The sequence below is a fragment of the Dokdonella sp. genome, from assembly GCF_017744955.1.
In the GTDB taxonomy this organism is placed as follows: Bacteria; Pseudomonadota; Gammaproteobacteria; order Xanthomonadales; family Rhodanobacteraceae; genus Dokdonella_A.
Window position 1 is genome coordinate 70759 of record NZ_JAGIAG010000002.1, and the last position, 16264, is coordinate 87022.

Here is a 16264-nt window from a genome sequence, read left to right on the forward strand (position 1 = left end):
GCTTCCCCGCGGCCGCGATTCGGTAACATAATTGAAACATCGGCTGCCGTCGCGCAGCTCCGGCAGCAGGTCCGCTGCGAAGTCGACGACAGGCGTATCCCCATGTTTTCGTTGCAGACGATCTTCGGCAAGGGCGACAAGTTCTACGGGTTGCTCGAAGCCAGCGCCGCCGCCGCGCACGAATCGGCCGCCGCGCTCGTGCGCATGCTCGATGCGCGCCGGTCGGCCCCGTCGCTGGACGAATTCATGCTCGCGCGCCGGCGCGAGAAGGATCTGTCGGCGCAGATCAGCCAGGAGCTGGTCAACACCTTCGTGACCGCGCTCGAGCGCGAGGACATCGAGGCGCTGTCGGCCGCGTTGAACAAGATCACCAAGGCGATCGCGAAATTCGCCGAACGCTACTCGCTGGCGGCGGACCGCCTCGGCGACGTCGATTTCCACACGCGCGCGGCCCTGCTCGAGAAGGCCGGCGAAGTCATCGTGCAGATGGTCGCGCAGCTGCGCAAGGGCATGAACCTGGAGACGATGAAGTCGCTCAACGATCGCCTGCAGGCGATCGAGAACGAGGCCGACCGGCTGCTGCTCGAGCTGTACCGGAATCTCTACGACGGCCGCCACGACGCGATCCGCATTCTGCTGCTGAAGGATCTGTTCGAGCTGCTCGAGAAAGCGATCGACCGCTGCCGCGACGCCGGCAACGTGGTCTATCAGATCGTACTGAAGAACTCCTGACGACGGGGCGGGCACGCGGATGGAACTGACGCTCGTCCTCTCGGTCGTGGTGATCGCGCTGGTGTTCGAATACATCAACGGCTTCCACGACACTGCCAATTCGATCGCCACGGTGGTCGCCACCAAGGTGCTCAGTCCCGGTCAGGCGGTGCTGCTGGCCGCCTCGATGAATCTGATGGGCGCGCTCGCCGGCACCGCGGTGGCGAAGACGATCGCTTCGGGCCTGGTCGACACCAACCTCGTCGCGATCACGCCGGTGGTGCTGATCTGCGCTCTGCTCGGCGCGGTGATCTGGAACCTGATCACCTGGTGGTGGGGTCTGCCGTCGAGTTCGTCGCACGCTTTGGTCGGCGGTCTCTGCGGTGCCGCATTGGCTGCCGCGCACGGCAACTGGGACGCGATCATCTGGGCGCAGGGCGGCACGCACTGGTGGGGCGAGAAGGGCGTGGTGCCGAAGGTCATCGTGCCGATGGTCACCTCGCCGGTGGCCGGTTTCGTGCTCGGCCTGCTGTTGATGGGGCTCTTGTTCTCGTTGATGGATTTTCTCGGCAGCCGCACAGGGCCATTGCAGAAGCTCGGTCGCACGCGGTTCGCGAACGTGTTCTTCGGCAAGGCGCAGCTGGTCTCCGCGAGCGCGATGGGCCTCTCGCACGGCCTCAACGACGCGCAGAAGACGATGGGCATCATCGCGCTGGCGCTGGCCGGCGCGACCGCATCGGGCACCTTCGACGGCATGCCGCACTGGCTGAACTTCCTGCGCATCGAGGACAGCGCATCCAAACCGTTCGAGATCGCGCTATGGATCAAGTTGCTGTGCGCGATCGTGATGGCCGCCGGCACCGCGGCCGGCGGCTGGCGCATCATCAAGACGCTCGGTCACAAGATGGTCAAGCTGCACCCGATCAACGGCTTCGCGGCGGAAACCGCCTCGGCCAGCGTGATCCTGACCGCTTCGCATTTCGGCATTCCGGTGTCGACCACGCACAACATCTCGGCGGCGATTCTCGGCGTCGGCGTGGCCAAGCGCGCCAACGCGATCCGCTGGACCGTGGTCGAACGCATGATCTGGGCCTGGATCCTGACCCTGCCGATCACCGGCACGTTGGCCTGGCTGATGGTGCGCGGCGCGCGCCTGATGGGCTGGGCGGATTGAGCGGGTGGGAAAAGCGTTGTCGACGCGGATAAGGCCAAGATCTCTTGATCTATCCGCGCCGATCGCTGTTGATCCGCGTCCGGCTTCTTTCTTCGAATGGCGTTCCCGTCAGAACGCGTCGCCGCCGTTGGAAATGGCTTGCTCCAGCCGATCGCCGAGCGAACCGAGTTCGACGACGACGCGATCGAGTTCGGTTTCGGTGAGCAGGGCGTAGGGGCGGTTCTCGCACAACTGCAGGTAAGGCGAGCCTTCGAGGTCGCTGACGGCGAGATAGCCGGTGCGCTGCTCCCAGTTGAAGCGCAGGCAGCGCAGGCCGTCCATGCCGGTGAACGGGCCGATCGGCGTGGAGATGCGCAGGATCTTCTCGCCGTCCTCGTCGTCCATCTCGGCCAGATAGATGCCCTGATGGCGGTCGTTGTCGAGCGTCAGATCGAAGCTGATCAGGTACGGGTCGTTCGTGCGCAGCGTGTGGCGCGCGCCGACGTGGGAGCGGATCTGTTCGAAACTCTGCACGGCAATCCTTCGTTCGGAATCGGCGCCTATGCTAGCGTGGGCTGCCGATGAAGTCAGTCGAAGCGAAACCCAAGGCGGAACACGCCGCCATCCTGCGCGCGATCGCGGCGATCCCGCCGGGCTGCGTGGCGAGCTACGGCGAAATCGCTGCCCGCGCCGGCTTGCCGAAGCGTGCGCGCCTGGTCGGCCGCGTGCTCGGCGAGACGCCGGCCGGCGTGGCGCCCTGGTACCGCGTATTGCGTTCGGACGGCCGTATCGCTTTCCCGCCGGGCAGCCGCGAATTCCGTGAGCAGGTACGCCGGCTCGCGGCCGAAGGCGTGCTGGTCAGGAACGGTCGCGTCGATCTGGCTGCGCACGGCTGGGAGCGCAATCTGGACGACCTGCTGTGGGGCCCGCCGCCGCCGGCGAAAAAAGCGGCGCGCGGCAAGCGTCGTCCTACGGGCGACTGAGCGCTGCGTCATGTTTGCAGCGTTGCGAACGCGCTAGATTCCGCGCGCATCGCAGCCTTCCATTCCTGGGGACGAGCGTGATCTCTTCCTTCTCCTGTCGCCTTCTCGCATTCGCGGCGTGGGTCGCCGCGGCCGTCTCGTCGGTGTCGGCGCAGACGCCGAGCCATTGGCCGGACGCGAGCTTCCGTGCCGGTTTCGAAAGCGTCGCCAGCGGCCCGGCGACCGACGCCGACGCCGCGCGCTTCCTCGCGCAGGCGACGTTCGGCGCGACGGAGGCCGACATCGCGCACCTGCGCGCGATCGGCTACGAAGCCTGGCTCGCCGAGCAGTTCTCGCTTCCGGCGACGAAACAGGTGCCGTATCTGGACTGGGTCCGCGCGCTCGACCCGGACGCCTACATCAGCGACAACGTGCGCCTCGAAGCGTGGAACATGGCCGCGGCCGGGACGCCCGATCCGAGCCGGCCGGGGTTCCCGACCAATGCGCGCGGCGACCAGCTGCGTCAGCGCGTGGCGTTCGCGCTCAGCGAGATCTTCGTGGTGTCGGAGAAGAACGGCACCTTGGCCTACCAGCCGTGGGCGCTGGCGAGCTACTACGACCGGCTCGCCGAGGATGCGTTCGGCAACTACCGCGACCTGCTCGAGGACGTGACGCTGCATCCGACGATGGGCGTCTACCTCAGCATGATCGGCAACCGCAAGGCCGACGCCGAGCTCAACATCCGGCCGGACGAGAACTACGCGCGCGAAGTGATGCAGCTGTTCTCGGTCGGCCTGGTCCAGCTCAATCCGGACGGCACGCCGAAACTCGTCGGCGGCGCGCCGGTGCCGACCTACGGCCAGGCGACCGTGCGCGGCTTCGCCGCCGTCTTCACCGGCTGGATCTGGAACAACACCGGTTGCGGCGCGAATACCTATCCGTGCTGCACCGAGGAGACCTATACCTGGTGCGGACCTTGGGACAACGCCGACGACCGGCCGATCTGGCAGCTGCCGATGCAGCCGGTCGAAGCCTTCCACGACGCGACGTCGGACAAGCAATTGCTCGACTATCCCGGCGCCGCGCTGCCCGCCGGCGTGCTCGCGCACGGCGGCAACGCGCAGGCCGAGATGCAGGCGGCGTTGGACAACCTGTTCCGTCATCCGAACGTCGGCCCGTTCATCGCCACGCGGCTGATCCAGCGCCTGGTGACGAGCAATCCCTCGCCGGACTACGTGCGCCGGATCGCCGCGGTGTTCGACGACGACGGGAGCGGCGTACGCGGCAACCTGCGCGCGCTGGTGCGTGCGATCCTGCTCGATCCGGAAGCGCGCTACGGTCATTGGCAGAAGCCGACGACGTTCGGCAAGCTGCGCGAGCCGCTGCTGAAGAACCTGCACGTGTGGCGTGCATTCCACGGCCGTTCGCAGAGCGGACGCATCCTGAACCTGTCGACCTGGCCGTGGATCGAGGACTGGTACGGCCAGGCACCGCTGCGCTCGCCGAGCGTGTTCAACTTCTTCCAGCCGGCCTATCGGCCGCCGGGTGCGATCGCCGCCCAGGGCATGGTCGCGCCCGAATTCCAGATCCTCAACGACAGCACGATCGTGGCGACGCCCAATCAGCTGTTCATCCACCTGTTCTGCTACAACGTGCTGAACCACGAGTGCTACACGGAGTCCCTCGCCGACACGCTGTTGATGGACATCCAGGCCGACGCGCAGCTCGCCGCCGAGAATCCGGCCGGCCTGGTCGACGCCTACGACCGGCTGCTGATGGCCGGGCAGATGTCGCCGTTCATGCGCTCGGTGCTGCTCACGCGTCTGGAGGCGATGACCTCTGCGGAGCTCGGCGCGAACCTCGGGCGCGAGCGCGTGCAGCACGCGCTCTACCTGATCGTCACTTCCCCCGAATACTCGATCCAGAAATGAGGCGCGCCATGCCCACGAGCCGTCGCGATTTCCTGCGCAAGAGCCTGTGCGCCGCCCTCGGCGGAGCGAGCGTGTATTCGGCGCTTGGAGGCCTCCGGCTGATTTCCGCCGCCGCCGCGCAACGGCCCTACGTCTTCGGCGACTACAAGGCGCTGGTGTGCGTGTTCCTGTTCGGCGGCAACGATAGCTTCAACACGCTCGCGCCGGTGTCCGGAACGGAGCGCACCGATTACGTCGCCTCGCGCGGCGGCATCGCGGTGCCGGCCGGCGAGCTGCATGCGCTGACGCCGGCCGCAGGCGGCGGGCCGGCGAACTACGGCCTGCATCCGGCGATGTCCGAGCTGGCGGCCTTGTTCAACGCCGGCAAGGCGGCGGTGGTCGCCAACGTCGGCGGTCTGCTGTATCCGGTCACGCAGGCCGAGTATCAGGCCGGAACGGTGCCGGTGCCGCCGCAGCTGTTCTCGCATTCCGACCAGTCCGTGCAGTGGCAGACCTCGCGCCCCGACGACGCCAGCGCGAACGGCTGGGGCGGGCGCGTCGCCGATCTGCTGCAATCGTCCAACAGCGGCCAGGTGCCGATGAGCGTTTCGCTCGGCGGCAACAATCCGTTCCAGCGCGGCGCGGTGGTGCAGCCGTACGCGATGGGCACGCAGGGCGTGGAGCGGCTCAGCTATTCCGACGACGGCCCGGATGCCTGGTTCCTCGAAGGCGACAACGCGGCCGGCGCGGCGGCGTGGGACGCCTTGATCGAGCCCGGCACGCAGGCGCATCTGCTGGAACGCGCCTACGCCGGTTCGGTGCGGCGCTCGATCGACAACTACCGCATCATCGCCGACGCGCTCGGCGAGCCGCCGACGTGGACGACGCCGTTCCCGGCGGACAACGAGCTCGCGGCGCAGCTGCAGATGGTCGCGCGTCTGATCGGCGCACGCTCCGCGCTCGGCATGCACCGGCAGGTGTTCTACGTCTCGGTCGGCGGCTACGACACGCACGCCGCCCAGTTGAACGATCATCCCTATCTGCTCGGCCAGCTCTCGCAAGCCCTGCACGCGTTCCATGCGGCGACCGTGCAACTCGGCGTCGAGGGCGGGGTGACCACCTTCACCGCGTCCGACTTCGGACGCTCGCTCGGCGTCAACGCCGACGGAACCGATCACGGCTGGGGCGGGCATCACTTCGTCCTCGGCGGCGAGGTGCGCGGGCAGCGCTTCTACGGCACGCTGCCGTCGCTGGCGCCGAACGGCAATCCGGACGACACCGGCTTCGGCCAGATCATCCCGACCACGGCCGTCGACCAGTACTCGGCGACGCTGGCGCGCTGGTTCGGCATCGACGCCGGCGGGATCACGGACATCTTCCCGAACCTCGGCCGTTTCTCCGGCGCGGATCTCGGATTCATGAGCTGAGGCATTCCGGGAGCGCAGGCCGTGGGCGGCGTGCGCCGCTACCCGGCAAGCCGTCGTGGCGGTCGCGCCGCGCTGGGCTCGATCGTCCGTCTGGACGCCCCGGTCCGGCCGTCGCGGCCGTGCTCCGGCGCGGTCCGCGCGTGATTGTCTGGTTTGCCCCCTTTCCTGCGTTCTTCATATTGAATCGGAGCGGCCCAAGCCGCATGCTCGACGTTTCGTGCATGCGGCGCGATCGGAGCTCCGATCCCCAGGCACACGCAGGACAGTCATGAACATCGATCTTCCTCCCGTCACGCGCGCCCTGCTGATCGTGAACGTCGCGATCTACCTGCTGCAGCAGGTGACCGGAAACTTCCTGGTCGCGCATTTCGCGCTGTGGCCGCTCGGCCCGTCGCAATACACCGACGTGGCGGGTTTCGAGCCGTGGCAACTGGTCACCTACGGCTTCCTGCACGGCAGCCCCACCCACATCGTGTTCAACATGCTCGCGTTGTGGATGTTCGGCGGCGCGATCGAGCGTCTGTTCGGCTCGCGTCCGTTCGCGCTCTACTATTTCGTCTGCGTGATCGGCGCGGCGTTCGCGCAGCTGGTGACCGTGCGCTACTTCACCGGCGGTTTCTATCCGACCCTCGGCGCCTCCGGTGGCGTGTTCGGACTGCTGCTCGCCTACGGCATGATGTATCCGCACGCGCGTATCCTGCTGCTGTTCCCGCCGATTCCGATGCCGGCCTGGCTGTTCGTGATCGGCTACGGCGCGGTCGAGCTGGTGCTCGGCATCACCGGTACGCAGGCGGGCGTGGCGCACTTCGCGCACCTCGGCGGAATGGCGTTCGGTTTCCTGATGATCCAGTACTGGCGCGGCAAGTTTCCGCTGAAGCCGCGCCGCATCCTGATGCGCTGACCGACGTGGACACCGTTTTCGGCACGCTGCAGGAGTGGCTCGACTACCAGCAGCGCGTGCATCCGAACGCGATCGAACTGGGCCTGGACCGCGTGCGCGAGGTCTGGCGGCGGCTCGGTGCGCCGGCGCCCGCGCCGCTGGTGATCACCGTCGGCGGTACCAATGGCAAGGGTTCGACGGTCGCCTTCCTGGAAGCGATGCTGGCCGCGGATGGCCGCCGCGTCGGCGCCTACACCTCGCCGCATCTGCTGCGCTACAACGAACGCGTGCGCGTCGCCGGCCGCGATGTCGACGACGCGGTGCTGATCGACGCGTTCGAGCGCATCGAGGCCGCGCGCGTGAGGGAAGCCGCCGCACCGGTCGCGCTGACGTATTTCGAATACGGCACGCTGGCGGCGCTGTGGATTTTTTCGCAGAGCGCGCTCGACGTCGCCGTGCTCGAGGTCGGCCTCGGCGGACGGCTCGACGCGGTCAACCTGATCGACGCCGACGCCGCGATCGTGACGACGATCGACCTCGATCACCAGGACTGGCTCGGCGACGATCGCGACAGCATCGGCCGCGAAAAGGCCGGCATCTTCCGCGCCGGGCGCCCGGCGATCGTCGGCGAGCACGCGCCGCCAGCCGCGCTGGTGGAGGAGGCGGAGCGCATCGGTGCGGAGCTGCGTCTGGCCGGCCGCGATTTCACCTTCTCGCGCCAGGAGGGCGGCTGGACCTGGCGCTGCGGTGACACGGAACTCGCGCTGCCGCCGCCGCAGCTCGCCGCACCCGCCCAGCTCGCCAACGCCGCGGCCGCGATCGCGGCGCTGTACGCCGTGCGCGAGCGCGCGGGCTGGAATCCGCAGGCGATCGCGCAAGGCACGGCGCAGGCACGCATCGGTGCGCGCCTGCAGCGTTTCGCCGGTGCGCCGGAGCTGATCGTCGACGTCGGCCACAACCCGCAGGCCGCGCGCGTGCTGGCCGAATGGCTGCGCGCGGAGGCGACGCCGGGCCGCACCCTCGCGGTATTCGGCGCTCTCGGCGACAAGGACGTGCGCGGCATCGTCGCCGCGCTGTCGGATCTCGTCGATGTCTGGTTCCTCGCCGGGCTCGAAGGCGATTCGCCGCGCGGACTGACGGTGGACGATCTGCGCGCGGAAATCGGCGCGGCGCTGGACACCCCTGCCGAGTGGGTCGCGAACGCGACCGTCGAGGTGGCGCTCTTCGCCGCCTGCGAGCAGGCGCAGCCGGGCGACCGCGTGCTGGCGTTCGGTTCATTCTTCGTCGCGGCGACGGCGCTGCAGTTCGCCGCGCGGCGTCTCGCCAAGCGCTCGGCGGGCGTCGCTTAACGTTCGATACAGCACGCCGCGAGGGTATAATCGCGCGGTTATTTCGATTCGGGCCCCTCATGGATCTGTCGCTGAAACAGCGCCTGCTCGGCGCCGCCGTGCTGATCGCGCTGGCCGTGATCTTCGTGCCGATGTTCATGTCCGGCTCGGCGCCGCAGAAGAGCGCGGAGATGGAGACCTCGAGCCTGGCCATCCCGCCGGCGCCGGACCGCGAATTCCAGACGCGCGTGTTGCCGGTCGATTCGGTGTCGAACAGCCCGACCGCGGCACCCGCAGCGCCGGCCGACGACGGGCACATCGCCACCGTCGACACCGCGACCGCACCGAAGCCGGCCGAAACGCTGCAGCCGGCAGCACAGACTCCGACACCGGCTCCCGCGCCCGCGGCGCCGCCGTCGACGAAACCCGCGCAACCGGTCGCGACCACGCCGCCGCCCGCGACGACGACGCCCGAGCCACCCAAGCCGGTGCCCGGGCAGGTCGCCGACGGACGCTACTTCGTGCATCTGGGCGTCTACACCGCGAGCAAGAACGCGGACGATCTGGTCGCCGGCCTGAAGAAGGACGGCTATCCGGCCTTCGCCGAATCGAGCAGTTTCCAGGGCAAGCCGGCTTCGCGCGTGCGCGTCGGGCCGTTCGCGGATCGCGCCGCGGCCGAGGCCGCGCGTCTGCGCATCAAGCAGGTCAAGCCGAGCGTGCCGGGCAGTGTGGTGCAGCTGGCGAGCGACGCGACCGCCGACGCGACGCCGGCCGCACTGCCGAAGACCCGCGCCGGCGCGTTCGCCGTGCAGCTCGGCGCACTGAAGACGGCCGAGGACGCGAACAAGTTGCGCGACCGCGTCAAGAACGCCGGCTACGCCGCCTTCGTCGACAAGGTCGAATCGAACGGCGCGACGCTGTGGCGCGTGCGCGTCGGCCCGGAGGTCGACCGTGCGGCCGCCGACAAGTTGAAGGTCGGCATCAAGGACAAGCTGAAGCTCGACGGCATGATCGTCACGTTGTGATGAGGCGGGGATTGGAGATTCGGGATTTGAGATTTGAGAGAGCCGTGCGTCTGGTCGTGTCGAGCCTTTTTCCAATCTCCGATCTCGAATCCCCAATCCCGGCTCTCCGATGAACTGGGCCGACTACGCGATCCTGGCGATTCTCGGCCTGTCGGTGCTGATGGGGCTGTGGCGCGGTTTCATCGGCGAAGTGCTGGCGCTGGCGGTGTGGGTCTGCGCGTTCTGGGTTGCCTGGATGCTCGGGCCGGCTCTTGCGGAACAGTTTTCCGGCAGCATATCCACGCCGTCGGTGCGCATCCTGATCGGTTATGCGCTGTGCTTCATCGCGGTGTTGATCGCCGGTGCGATCGTGACGTTTCTGATGCGCAAGCTGGTCGAAGGCAGTGGTCTGTCGGGCAGCGACCGGTTGCTCGGCATGGTGTTCGGGCTGGTGCGCGGATTGGCGCTGGTCGTGCTGATCGTGCTGCTGCTCGGTTTCACGCCGTTCGCGCACGATCCGTGGTGGCGCGAGTCGCGGCTGCTGCCGAGTTTCGAACAAGGCGCGCACTGGGTGCGCGAGCGCCTGCCGGCCGAAGTGGCGCGCTATCTCGAACCGGCCGCCGGCCTGATCCGGCCGCCGGAATCCGACGGGAAACCGCCGGCTGCAACGAATCCATCGTCTACCTGAAGTATCCAAATCATGTGCGGAATCATCGGCATCGTCGGTCAGTCGGAAGTCGCTGCGGCGCTCTACGACGCGCTCACCGTCCTGCAACACCGCGGCCAGGACGCCGCCGGCATCGCCACGCTCGACGGCAACCGCCTGCGTCTGCACAAGGGCGCGGGTCTGGTGCGCGACGTCTTCGACCGCGAGTCGATGCTGAGCCTGCGCGGCAGCGTCGGCATCGGCCACTGCCGCTACCCGACCGCGGGTTCGGAAGGCTCGGCCGAGGCGCAGCCGCTGTACGTGAACTCGCCGTACGGCATCGCGCTGGCGCACAACGGCAACCTGATCAACACCGAAACGCTGCGCCGCGAGGTGTTCGAGGACGACCGCCGCCACATCAACACCGATTCGGATTCGGAGATCCTGCTCAACGTGCTCGCGCACGAATTGCAGATCCAGGACCGCATGCGGCTGACGCCGGATGAGATCTTCAAGGCCGTCGCCGGCACGCACGCGCGCTGCGTCGGCGGCTACGCGGTCGTCGCGACCCTGCTCGGCTACGGCGTGCTCGCGTTCCGCGATCCGCACGGCATCCGCCCGCTCGTGCTCGGCGAGCGCGAGACGGCGACGGGCAAGGAATACGCGGTCGCGTCCGAATCGGTCGCGCTCGACATCCTCGGTTTCAAGCTGCTGCGCGACGTCGCGCCGGGCGAGGCGGTACTGCTGACGCTCGACGGCAAGCTGCACGCGCGCCAATGCGCGGACCCCGCCGTGCACGCGCCGTGCATCTTCGAATACGTGTATCTGGCGCGGCCGGATTCGATGATCGAGGACGTCTCGGTCTACAAGGCGCGCCTGCGCATGGGCGAGAAGCTCGGCGAGAAGATCCTGCGCCTGATGCCCGACCACGACATCGACGCGGTGATCCCGATTCCGGATACCTCGCGCACCGCGGCGGGTCCGTTGGCGCAGAAGCTCGGCGTGCCGGTGCGCGACGGCTTCGTCAAGAACCACTACATCGGCCGCACCTTCATCATGCCGGGGCAGAGCGAGCGCGTGCGCTCGGTGCGGCGCAAGCTGAACCCGATCGGCCTGGAGTTCCGCAAGAAGAACGTGTTGCTGGTGGACGATTCGATCGTGCGCGGCACGACCTCCAAGCAGATCATCCAGATGGCGCGCGAGGCCGGCGCGAAGAAGGTCTATCTCGCCTCGGCCGCGCCGCCCGTGCGCTACCCGAACATCTACGGCATCGACATGCCGGTGACCGCGGAGCTGGTCGCGCACGGCCGCACGGTGGAGGAGATCGAGAAGATCCTCGGCGCCGACAAGCTGATCTACCAGGATCTAGACGACCTGGTCTGGGCGGTGCAGGACGGCAACGAGGAGCTGAAGCACTTCGACGCCTCGTGCTTCTCCGGCGAATACGTCACCGGCGTCGAGCCGACCTACCTGCGCGACCTCGAATTCGCCCGCTCGGACGACGCCAAGATGCAGCGGCGGCAGGCCGGCTGAATCCGCGCCTCCGGCGCCTGAACGTTTTCTTTGCGCCGGTAGGCGAACTCGTATCGCATCCTTGTCGGCCACGGTCGTGGATAATCCACGATTGGAATTCGCGGGAACCCGATACGACATGGAGCACGCCAACCCGGCCGACTGGTTCGCGGCGGCCGAAATCTGCCTCGCCTGCGCCGATCCGCAGCGCAAAGGCGCGCTGACCCGGCAGTTCGCCGCGGCGATCCGCAGCGGCGAGCTGGCCGGGCCGGAGACGCCGTCGGCGCCGCAGCCGATCGCGATGCCCGGCCGGCCGGCACGCCCGCGCCTGGTCGCCCCGCGCGAACTGGCGCAGCGCGGGCTCGGTACGGTGGAGGGCAGGGCCGCACTGATCCATGCGGTCGCGCATATCGAGTTCAACGCGATCAACCTGGCCTGGGACGCGGTGTATCGCTTCCGCGACCTGCCCGACGACTACTACCGCGACTGGGCCGAGGTCGCCGCCGACGAGGCGCGCCATTTCGCCTTGCTCGAGGCGCGGCTGGCCGAACTCGGCCATGCCTACGGCGACTTCGATGCGCACGACGGGCTGTGGGACATGGCGATGCGCACGGCCGACTCCTGCCTTGCGCGCATGGCCCTGGTGCCGCGCGTGCTGGAGGCGCGCGGTCTCGACGTGACGCCGGGCATGATCGAGCGCCTGCGCGGCGCGGGCGACCTCGCGACGGTCCAGATCCTGGAGGTGATCCTGCGCGAGGAAGTGGCCCACGTCGCCGCCGGTTCGCGCTGGTTCGAATGGTGCTGCGCACGCGAGGGCGTCGAGCCGCAGGCGACTTTCCGCGAGCTGCTCGAATGCCACTTCCGCGGCGGCCTGCGCGGCCCGTTCAACGTCGATGCGCGCCTGCGCGCCGGCTTCTCGGCGGTCGAGCTCGATCGCCTGGCCGAGCTGGCCGCATGAGGAGCGGCCGGCTGCGCGCCGTCGCGTTCGTCGTTGCGCTCGCGGCGAGCTGGTCGATTCTCCTGCTGTGGGCCGCCGGGGTGGACTGGCGCGCGCCGCTGTCGCCGCAGACGACGCGCGCGATCGACGGCAGCGATTTCCACCCGATCTTCGGCAAAGGCAGCGCGCAGAGCGGCCATCTGCGGGTGACCGCAGCGGCCGAGGATTATTCCGCGCTGCAGTCGACCGCGCTGGCAAACGTGGTCGGAGAGGATTTTCCGACGCTGCGCTATCGCTTCGAGGATTTCCCGCGCACGCTCGAGCTGGCCTTGGTGTTCCGCACCGCCGAGCAGCCGGACGATGTGCAGACCATCGCGCTGCCGTGGCCCGGCGTCGGCGAATCGAGCTTCGATCTCTCGCGCATTCCGGCTTGGCGCGGAACCATCGTCGAATTGGGATTCGCCGAATTCGCGACGGCGCAGCTGGTCGCGCCCGAGCGCGGTTTCGCACCTTTCACGCTGATTTCCGCCCGCCTCGAATCCGCCTCCTGGTGCGGGCGGCTGCAGGCGACGCTGACCGAATGGTTCCGCTCCGCGCCGTGGCAATTGATTTCGGTCAGCGCGATCGGGCCCGCCGAGATCGGGGACACCACGCCGCACGCACTGCGTCCGCCGTTGGTGATCGCCGCGGCTCTCGCGCTGCTCGGGTTGTGCCTGCGCTTCGTGCTGGGTCTGTCGGGGCGGAGCTTGCGTCGCTGGATGTTCGTTTCCGCGCTGCTGGCCTGGCTGGCGATCGATGTGTCGTGGTTGCGCAGCCTGGCCTACAAATATTCCACGGATCGCGACGTCTGGAGCGAGGTGCCCTTCGCCGAGCGGCAGACCCACGTCGCGGACTCGGACATCCTCGCCGCGGCGACGAAGCTGAAACAGCTGCTGGTCAACGAACCGGCGTCTACGCGCATACTCGTCGATGCCGGCTCACCTCACGACGTCCTGCGGTTCATCTATCTGGCGTCGCCGCTCAATCTCGGTGCGTTCGGACAGTCGCTGCTTGCCGGCAGCAGTCAGACGCGGATTCCTCCAGGCGCGGTGCTGGTGCGCTACGGCGACAGCCGGCATTTCCGGCCGGTGCGGAATCGATTGCGGTTCGGCAAGCAGACCGTACGCGTCATCGCGGTGACGGAAAGCGAAGCGTTCGCGGTGTATCGCGTGGCGGGAGCGCCGCAATGACCTGGCCGTCCGCGTGGATCGTCTGGCTCGTGCCGCTGCTCTTCGGCAGCGGCGTGTGGGCCGCGTGCGCGGGCTGGCCGCGGCGAGCTCACGAGTCGCTGGTGACTCTGGCCGGCGGCTGGATCGTCGGCATGCTGATGTGCGGCATGCTCGCGCGGCTGCTTTCGGCTGCCGATTTGTCCTCGGCTCCGCTGCGGGTCGGCGCCAGTGCGGCCGTGCTCGGGGCGGGAGCCTGGGGGCTCGCGTGGTTCCTGCGCCGGCCTGCGCTTCCGGCAGCTTCCGTGCGGCCGACGCGGATGGAATGGGCGGTGATCGCAGCCGTGCTGGTGCTGCTCGGATGGCGCGGCTGGATCATCGCGAACGACATCCTTCTGCGTCCGACGTTGCCGTGGGACGCCTGGGCGATCTGGCAGGCCAAGGCGAAGGCCTGGATGCTGGCGGGGCAGGCGACTCCGTACGTTTCTTTCGAGCACTGGTTGTCCTCGCCCACGGCGCAGGCGCGCACGGCCGGGGCGTGGAACTATCCGGACCTGCTGCCGTGGACGATCGTCTGGTTCGCCGGCAGCGGCGGCTGGATCGAACCGTGGATCAATCTCGCCTGGTTCGGATTGTGGTGCGCGCTGCTGTTCGCGCAGTACGGCCAGTGGCGCGCGCTCGATGTGCCGCGTTCCGCCGCGTTCGTCGGTGTCTATGCGCTCGGCTCGCTGCCGCTGATCGACGCCCATGCCGCGCTCGGCGGCTACGCCGACCTCTGGCTGGCGGCTCTGCTGTCGCTGGGCGTGCATGCGTGGCTGCGCTGGCGTCGCGACGGCGGGCGAGGGCCGCTTCTGATCGCCGCGGGCGTCGTGCTGCTGCTGCCGATGATCAAGCTCGAAGGCGCGGCCTGGAGCATCATGCTGGCCGCGGCGTGCGTGTTCGGCGCGCTTCCCGCACACATGCAGGGTCGGCGGTTCCTGATCGGCGTCGCCGTGGCCGGAGCCGCGATCGCGCTGTCGTTCGCATTCGGCGTGGCCTGGATCGCGACGCTGCGCCATTACGTCGGCGACGGACTGATGATCGGCGTCGACCAGATCGGCCATTCGATCGCCGCCCTGGCGAATGCGTTGTGGGGGCAGTGGAACTGGAACCTGCTGTGGTTCGCGCTGCCGGTGGCGCTGGTGTGGAACCGGGCCGCGTGGTCGCGTGATCCGACCGTGCGTCGCCTGCTGGTGCTGGCGGCGATACCGCTGTTCCTGATCCTCGGCCTGTTCGTGTTCACGACGGCTTCGCGCTACGCGCAAAGCTATTCGGCAGTGAACCGGCTGTTGCTGCAGATGGCGCCGCTGCTGGTGAGCTTGCTGGTCTTCGTGCTGTCGCCGTCGACGGCGCGAAGCGATGCGCGCGGCGATCAGGCCGGCGCGCGGGCGGCGACGGCTTCGGCGTAGATCCGGCGCACGGCGGACGCCGTCGCTTCGAGCGTGAATGTGCTGCGCCAGCGCTGGACTCCCGCTTGTCCCAGTTGTCGTCGCAGCGCGGAATCGCGCAGCCGTTCGATCGCGGCGGCCAGCGCGCCGACGTTGCCGGGCGGAACCAGCAGGCCGGTTTCGCCGTCGACGACGACGCTGCCGACGCCGGAGCCCGGAATCGCGCTGGCGATCGTCGGCAGGCCGGCGCGCATCGCCTCCAGCAGGACCAGGCCGAAGGCTTCGCCGCGATCCAGGGAAGGCAGCACGAATGCGTCGGCCTCGGCATACGCCGCGGCGAGCGCGCCGTCGTCGAGATTGCCGGCGAAGCGCAGGCGCTGGCCGAGGCCTCGCGCCGAGGCTTGCGCGCGCAGTTCGCGCTCGCATTCCCCGTGGCCGACGAGCAGCAGGCTGGCAGCGGGCACTCGTGCGAGTGCTTCGATCAGGACGTCGAAACCCTTGTAGCGGCTCAGCCGGCCGACAGCGAGAAGGCGGAGGGCGGAGGCGTTTTCCTCGTTCCAGCGCGTGTGCTCCGGCGCGTGTGCAGTCGGGGTGGTGGTGGCGTCTGCGTCGATGCCGAGCGCGACCACGTGCACCTTGTCCTTCCATTCCGCCAAGGCCGCGCTTGCCTGCACGTACGGCTGCGACGTGGCGATGATCGCGTTTGCCCGCCGCAGTACGGCCCGCTCGAACGGCCGATACGCGCGATAGAACGTGCGCAGCCGCCAATCCGGTGAATCCGGCGGCACGTCGGCGTGCCAATGCACGATCCAGGGCAAGCGCCGCGCAGCGGGAATCGCGAGCGCGGCGAAGCAGGACGGATTGGGGAAGTGCAGGTGCAGCAAATCGGGGCGGAATTCGCGCAGGGTCCGCGACAGTTCGAACGGGAACGCCGGACTCAGCGGCGTATAGACCGGGGCTGCGAGACAGCCGGCGCGATGCACTTCGACGCCGTTCAATTGTTCGCACGTGCCGCGCCAGCGTCCGGGTCGTTGATGCACCAGCACCGCAACGATGTCGCCTTGTGCAGCGCACCATTCGGCCAGCGTCTGCGTATAGCGCTCGATACCGCCGCGTTCCGGGGCGTAGTACTTGCCGAGATGCAGGACGCGCATCGCCGACG

14 protein-coding genes are annotated in these 16264 nt (G+C 68.5%); 12 read left to right on the top strand and 2 right to left on the bottom strand.

Annotated features, from left to right (window positions below; all coding sequences use genetic code 11):
- Positions 1–102 precede the first annotated feature (102 nt).
- Positions 103–732, top strand: a complete 630-nt coding sequence (locus J7520_RS05370) for a pit accessory protein (RefSeq protein ID WP_291185063.1) — start codon at positions 103–105, stop codon at positions 730–732.
- Between the two features lie 19 nt (positions 733–751).
- A complete protein-coding gene (locus tag J7520_RS05375) occupies positions 752–1885 on the top strand; it encodes an inorganic phosphate transporter (protein WP_291185064.1) in 1134 nt (377 codons plus the stop codon).
- 108 nt (positions 1886–1993) lie between these two features.
- On the opposite strand, the gene J7520_RS05380 is transcribed toward J7520_RS05375, so the two are convergent.
- The gene (locus tag J7520_RS05380; protein WP_291185065.1) at positions 1994–2398 is read right to left on the bottom strand and encodes a hypothetical protein; all 405 of its coding nucleotides are present in this window, start codon (positions 2396–2398) and stop codon (positions 1994–1996) included.
- 47 nt (positions 2399–2445) lie between these two features.
- Here J7520_RS05380 and J7520_RS05385 point away from each other — a divergent pair, with 47 nt between their 5' ends.
- The 10 genes from J7520_RS05385 to J7520_RS05430 all read left to right on the top strand — a co-directional run bounded on the left by J7520_RS05385 (position 2446) and on the right by J7520_RS05430 (position 15123).
- Positions 2446–2847 (top strand): MGMT family protein, encoded by a 402-nt coding sequence (locus J7520_RS05385; RefSeq protein ID WP_291185066.1) that lies wholly within the window; start codon positions 2446–2448, stop codon positions 2845–2847.
- 77 nt (positions 2848–2924) lie between these two features.
- Positions 2925–4757, top strand: a complete 1833-nt coding sequence (locus tag J7520_RS05390) for a DUF1800 family protein (protein ID WP_291185068.1) — start codon at positions 2925–2927, stop codon at positions 4755–4757.
- Between the two features lie 8 nt (positions 4758–4765).
- On the top strand, positions 4766–6163 hold the full coding sequence (locus tag J7520_RS05395; RefSeq protein ID WP_291185070.1) for a DUF1501 domain-containing protein: 1398 nt from the start codon (positions 4766–4768) through the stop codon (positions 6161–6163).
- A gap of 268 nt (positions 6164–6431) precedes the next feature.
- Positions 6432–7064: a rhomboid family intramembrane serine protease gene (locus tag J7520_RS05400; RefSeq protein ID WP_291185072.1), complete on the top strand. Its 633-nt coding sequence runs from the start codon at positions 6432–6434 to the stop codon at positions 7062–7064.
- Between the two features lie 5 nt (positions 7065–7069).
- Positions 7070–8392, top strand: a complete 1323-nt coding sequence (gene folC, locus J7520_RS05405) for a bifunctional tetrahydrofolate synthase/dihydrofolate synthase (RefSeq protein ID WP_291185073.1) — start codon at positions 7070–7072, stop codon at positions 8390–8392.
- A gap of 59 nt (positions 8393–8451) precedes the next feature.
- On the top strand, positions 8452–9396 hold the full coding sequence (locus J7520_RS05410) for an SPOR domain-containing protein (protein WP_291185076.1): 945 nt from the start codon (positions 8452–8454) through the stop codon (positions 9394–9396).
- A 109-nt stretch (positions 9397–9505) separates the two neighbouring features.
- Positions 9506–10063, top strand: coding sequence for a CvpA family protein (locus J7520_RS05415; RefSeq protein WP_291185078.1), 558 nt, complete (start codon positions 9506–9508; stop codon positions 10061–10063).
- A gap of 12 nt (positions 10064–10075) precedes the next feature.
- The gene (gene purF / locus J7520_RS05420) at positions 10076–11554 is read left to right on the top strand and encodes an amidophosphoribosyltransferase (protein WP_291185081.1); all 1479 of its coding nucleotides are present in this window, start codon (positions 10076–10078) and stop codon (positions 11552–11554) included.
- A 118-nt stretch (positions 11555–11672) separates the two neighbouring features.
- Positions 11673–12491, top strand: a complete 819-nt coding sequence (locus J7520_RS05425; protein ID WP_291185084.1) for a ferritin-like domain-containing protein — start codon at positions 11673–11675, stop codon at positions 12489–12491.
- A gap of 1204 nt (positions 12492–13695) precedes the next feature.
- The gene (locus tag J7520_RS05430) at positions 13696–15123 is read left to right on the top strand and encodes a hypothetical protein (protein ID WP_291185087.1); all 1428 of its coding nucleotides are present in this window, start codon (positions 13696–13698) and stop codon (positions 15121–15123) included.
- Here J7520_RS05430 and J7520_RS05435 read toward each other — a convergent pair.
- A complete protein-coding gene (locus J7520_RS05435) occupies positions 15087–16256 on the bottom strand; it encodes a glycosyltransferase (RefSeq protein WP_291185090.1) in 1170 nt (389 codons plus the stop codon). The two genes, J7520_RS05430 and J7520_RS05435, sit on opposite strands and share 37 nt — an antisense overlap.
- Positions 16257–16264: the final 8 nt, after the last annotated feature.

What these genes read in the sequence shown, in the direction of transcription:
- J7520_RS05370 (WP_291185063.1), top strand. Translation starts at nt 103, where the DNA reads ATGTTTTCGTTGCAGACGATCTTCGGCAAGGGCGACAAGTTCTACGGG.
- J7520_RS05375 (WP_291185064.1), top strand. Translation starts at nt 752, where the DNA reads ATGGAACTGACGCTCGTCCTCTCGGTCGTGGTGATCGCGCTGGTGTTC.
- J7520_RS05385 (WP_291185066.1), top strand. Translation starts at nt 2,446, where the DNA reads ATGAAGTCAGTCGAAGCGAAACCCAAGGCGGAACACGCCGCCATCCTG.
- J7520_RS05395 (WP_291185070.1), top strand. Translation starts at nt 4,766, where the DNA reads ATGCCCACGAGCCGTCGCGATTTCCTGCGCAAGAGCCTGTGCGCCGCC.
- J7520_RS05400 (WP_291185072.1), top strand. Translation starts at nt 6,432, where the DNA reads ATGAACATCGATCTTCCTCCCGTCACGCGCGCCCTGCTGATCGTGAAC.
- J7520_RS05410 (WP_291185076.1), top strand. Translation starts at nt 8,452, where the DNA reads ATGGATCTGTCGCTGAAACAGCGCCTGCTCGGCGCCGCCGTGCTGATC.
- J7520_RS05415 (WP_291185078.1), top strand. Translation starts at nt 9,506, where the DNA reads ATGAACTGGGCCGACTACGCGATCCTGGCGATTCTCGGCCTGTCGGTG.
- purF (WP_291185081.1), top strand. Translation starts at nt 10,076, where the DNA reads ATGTGCGGAATCATCGGCATCGTCGGTCAGTCGGAAGTCGCTGCGGCG.
- J7520_RS05425 (WP_291185084.1), top strand. Translation starts at nt 11,673, where the DNA reads ATGGAGCACGCCAACCCGGCCGACTGGTTCGCGGCGGCCGAAATCTGC.
- J7520_RS05430 (WP_291185087.1), top strand. Translation starts at nt 13,696, where the DNA reads ATGACCTGGCCGTCCGCGTGGATCGTCTGGCTCGTGCCGCTGCTCTTC.
- J7520_RS05435 (WP_291185090.1), bottom strand. Translation starts at nt 16,256, where the DNA reads ATGCGCGTCCTGCATCTCGGCAAGTACTACGCCCCGGAACGCGGCGGT.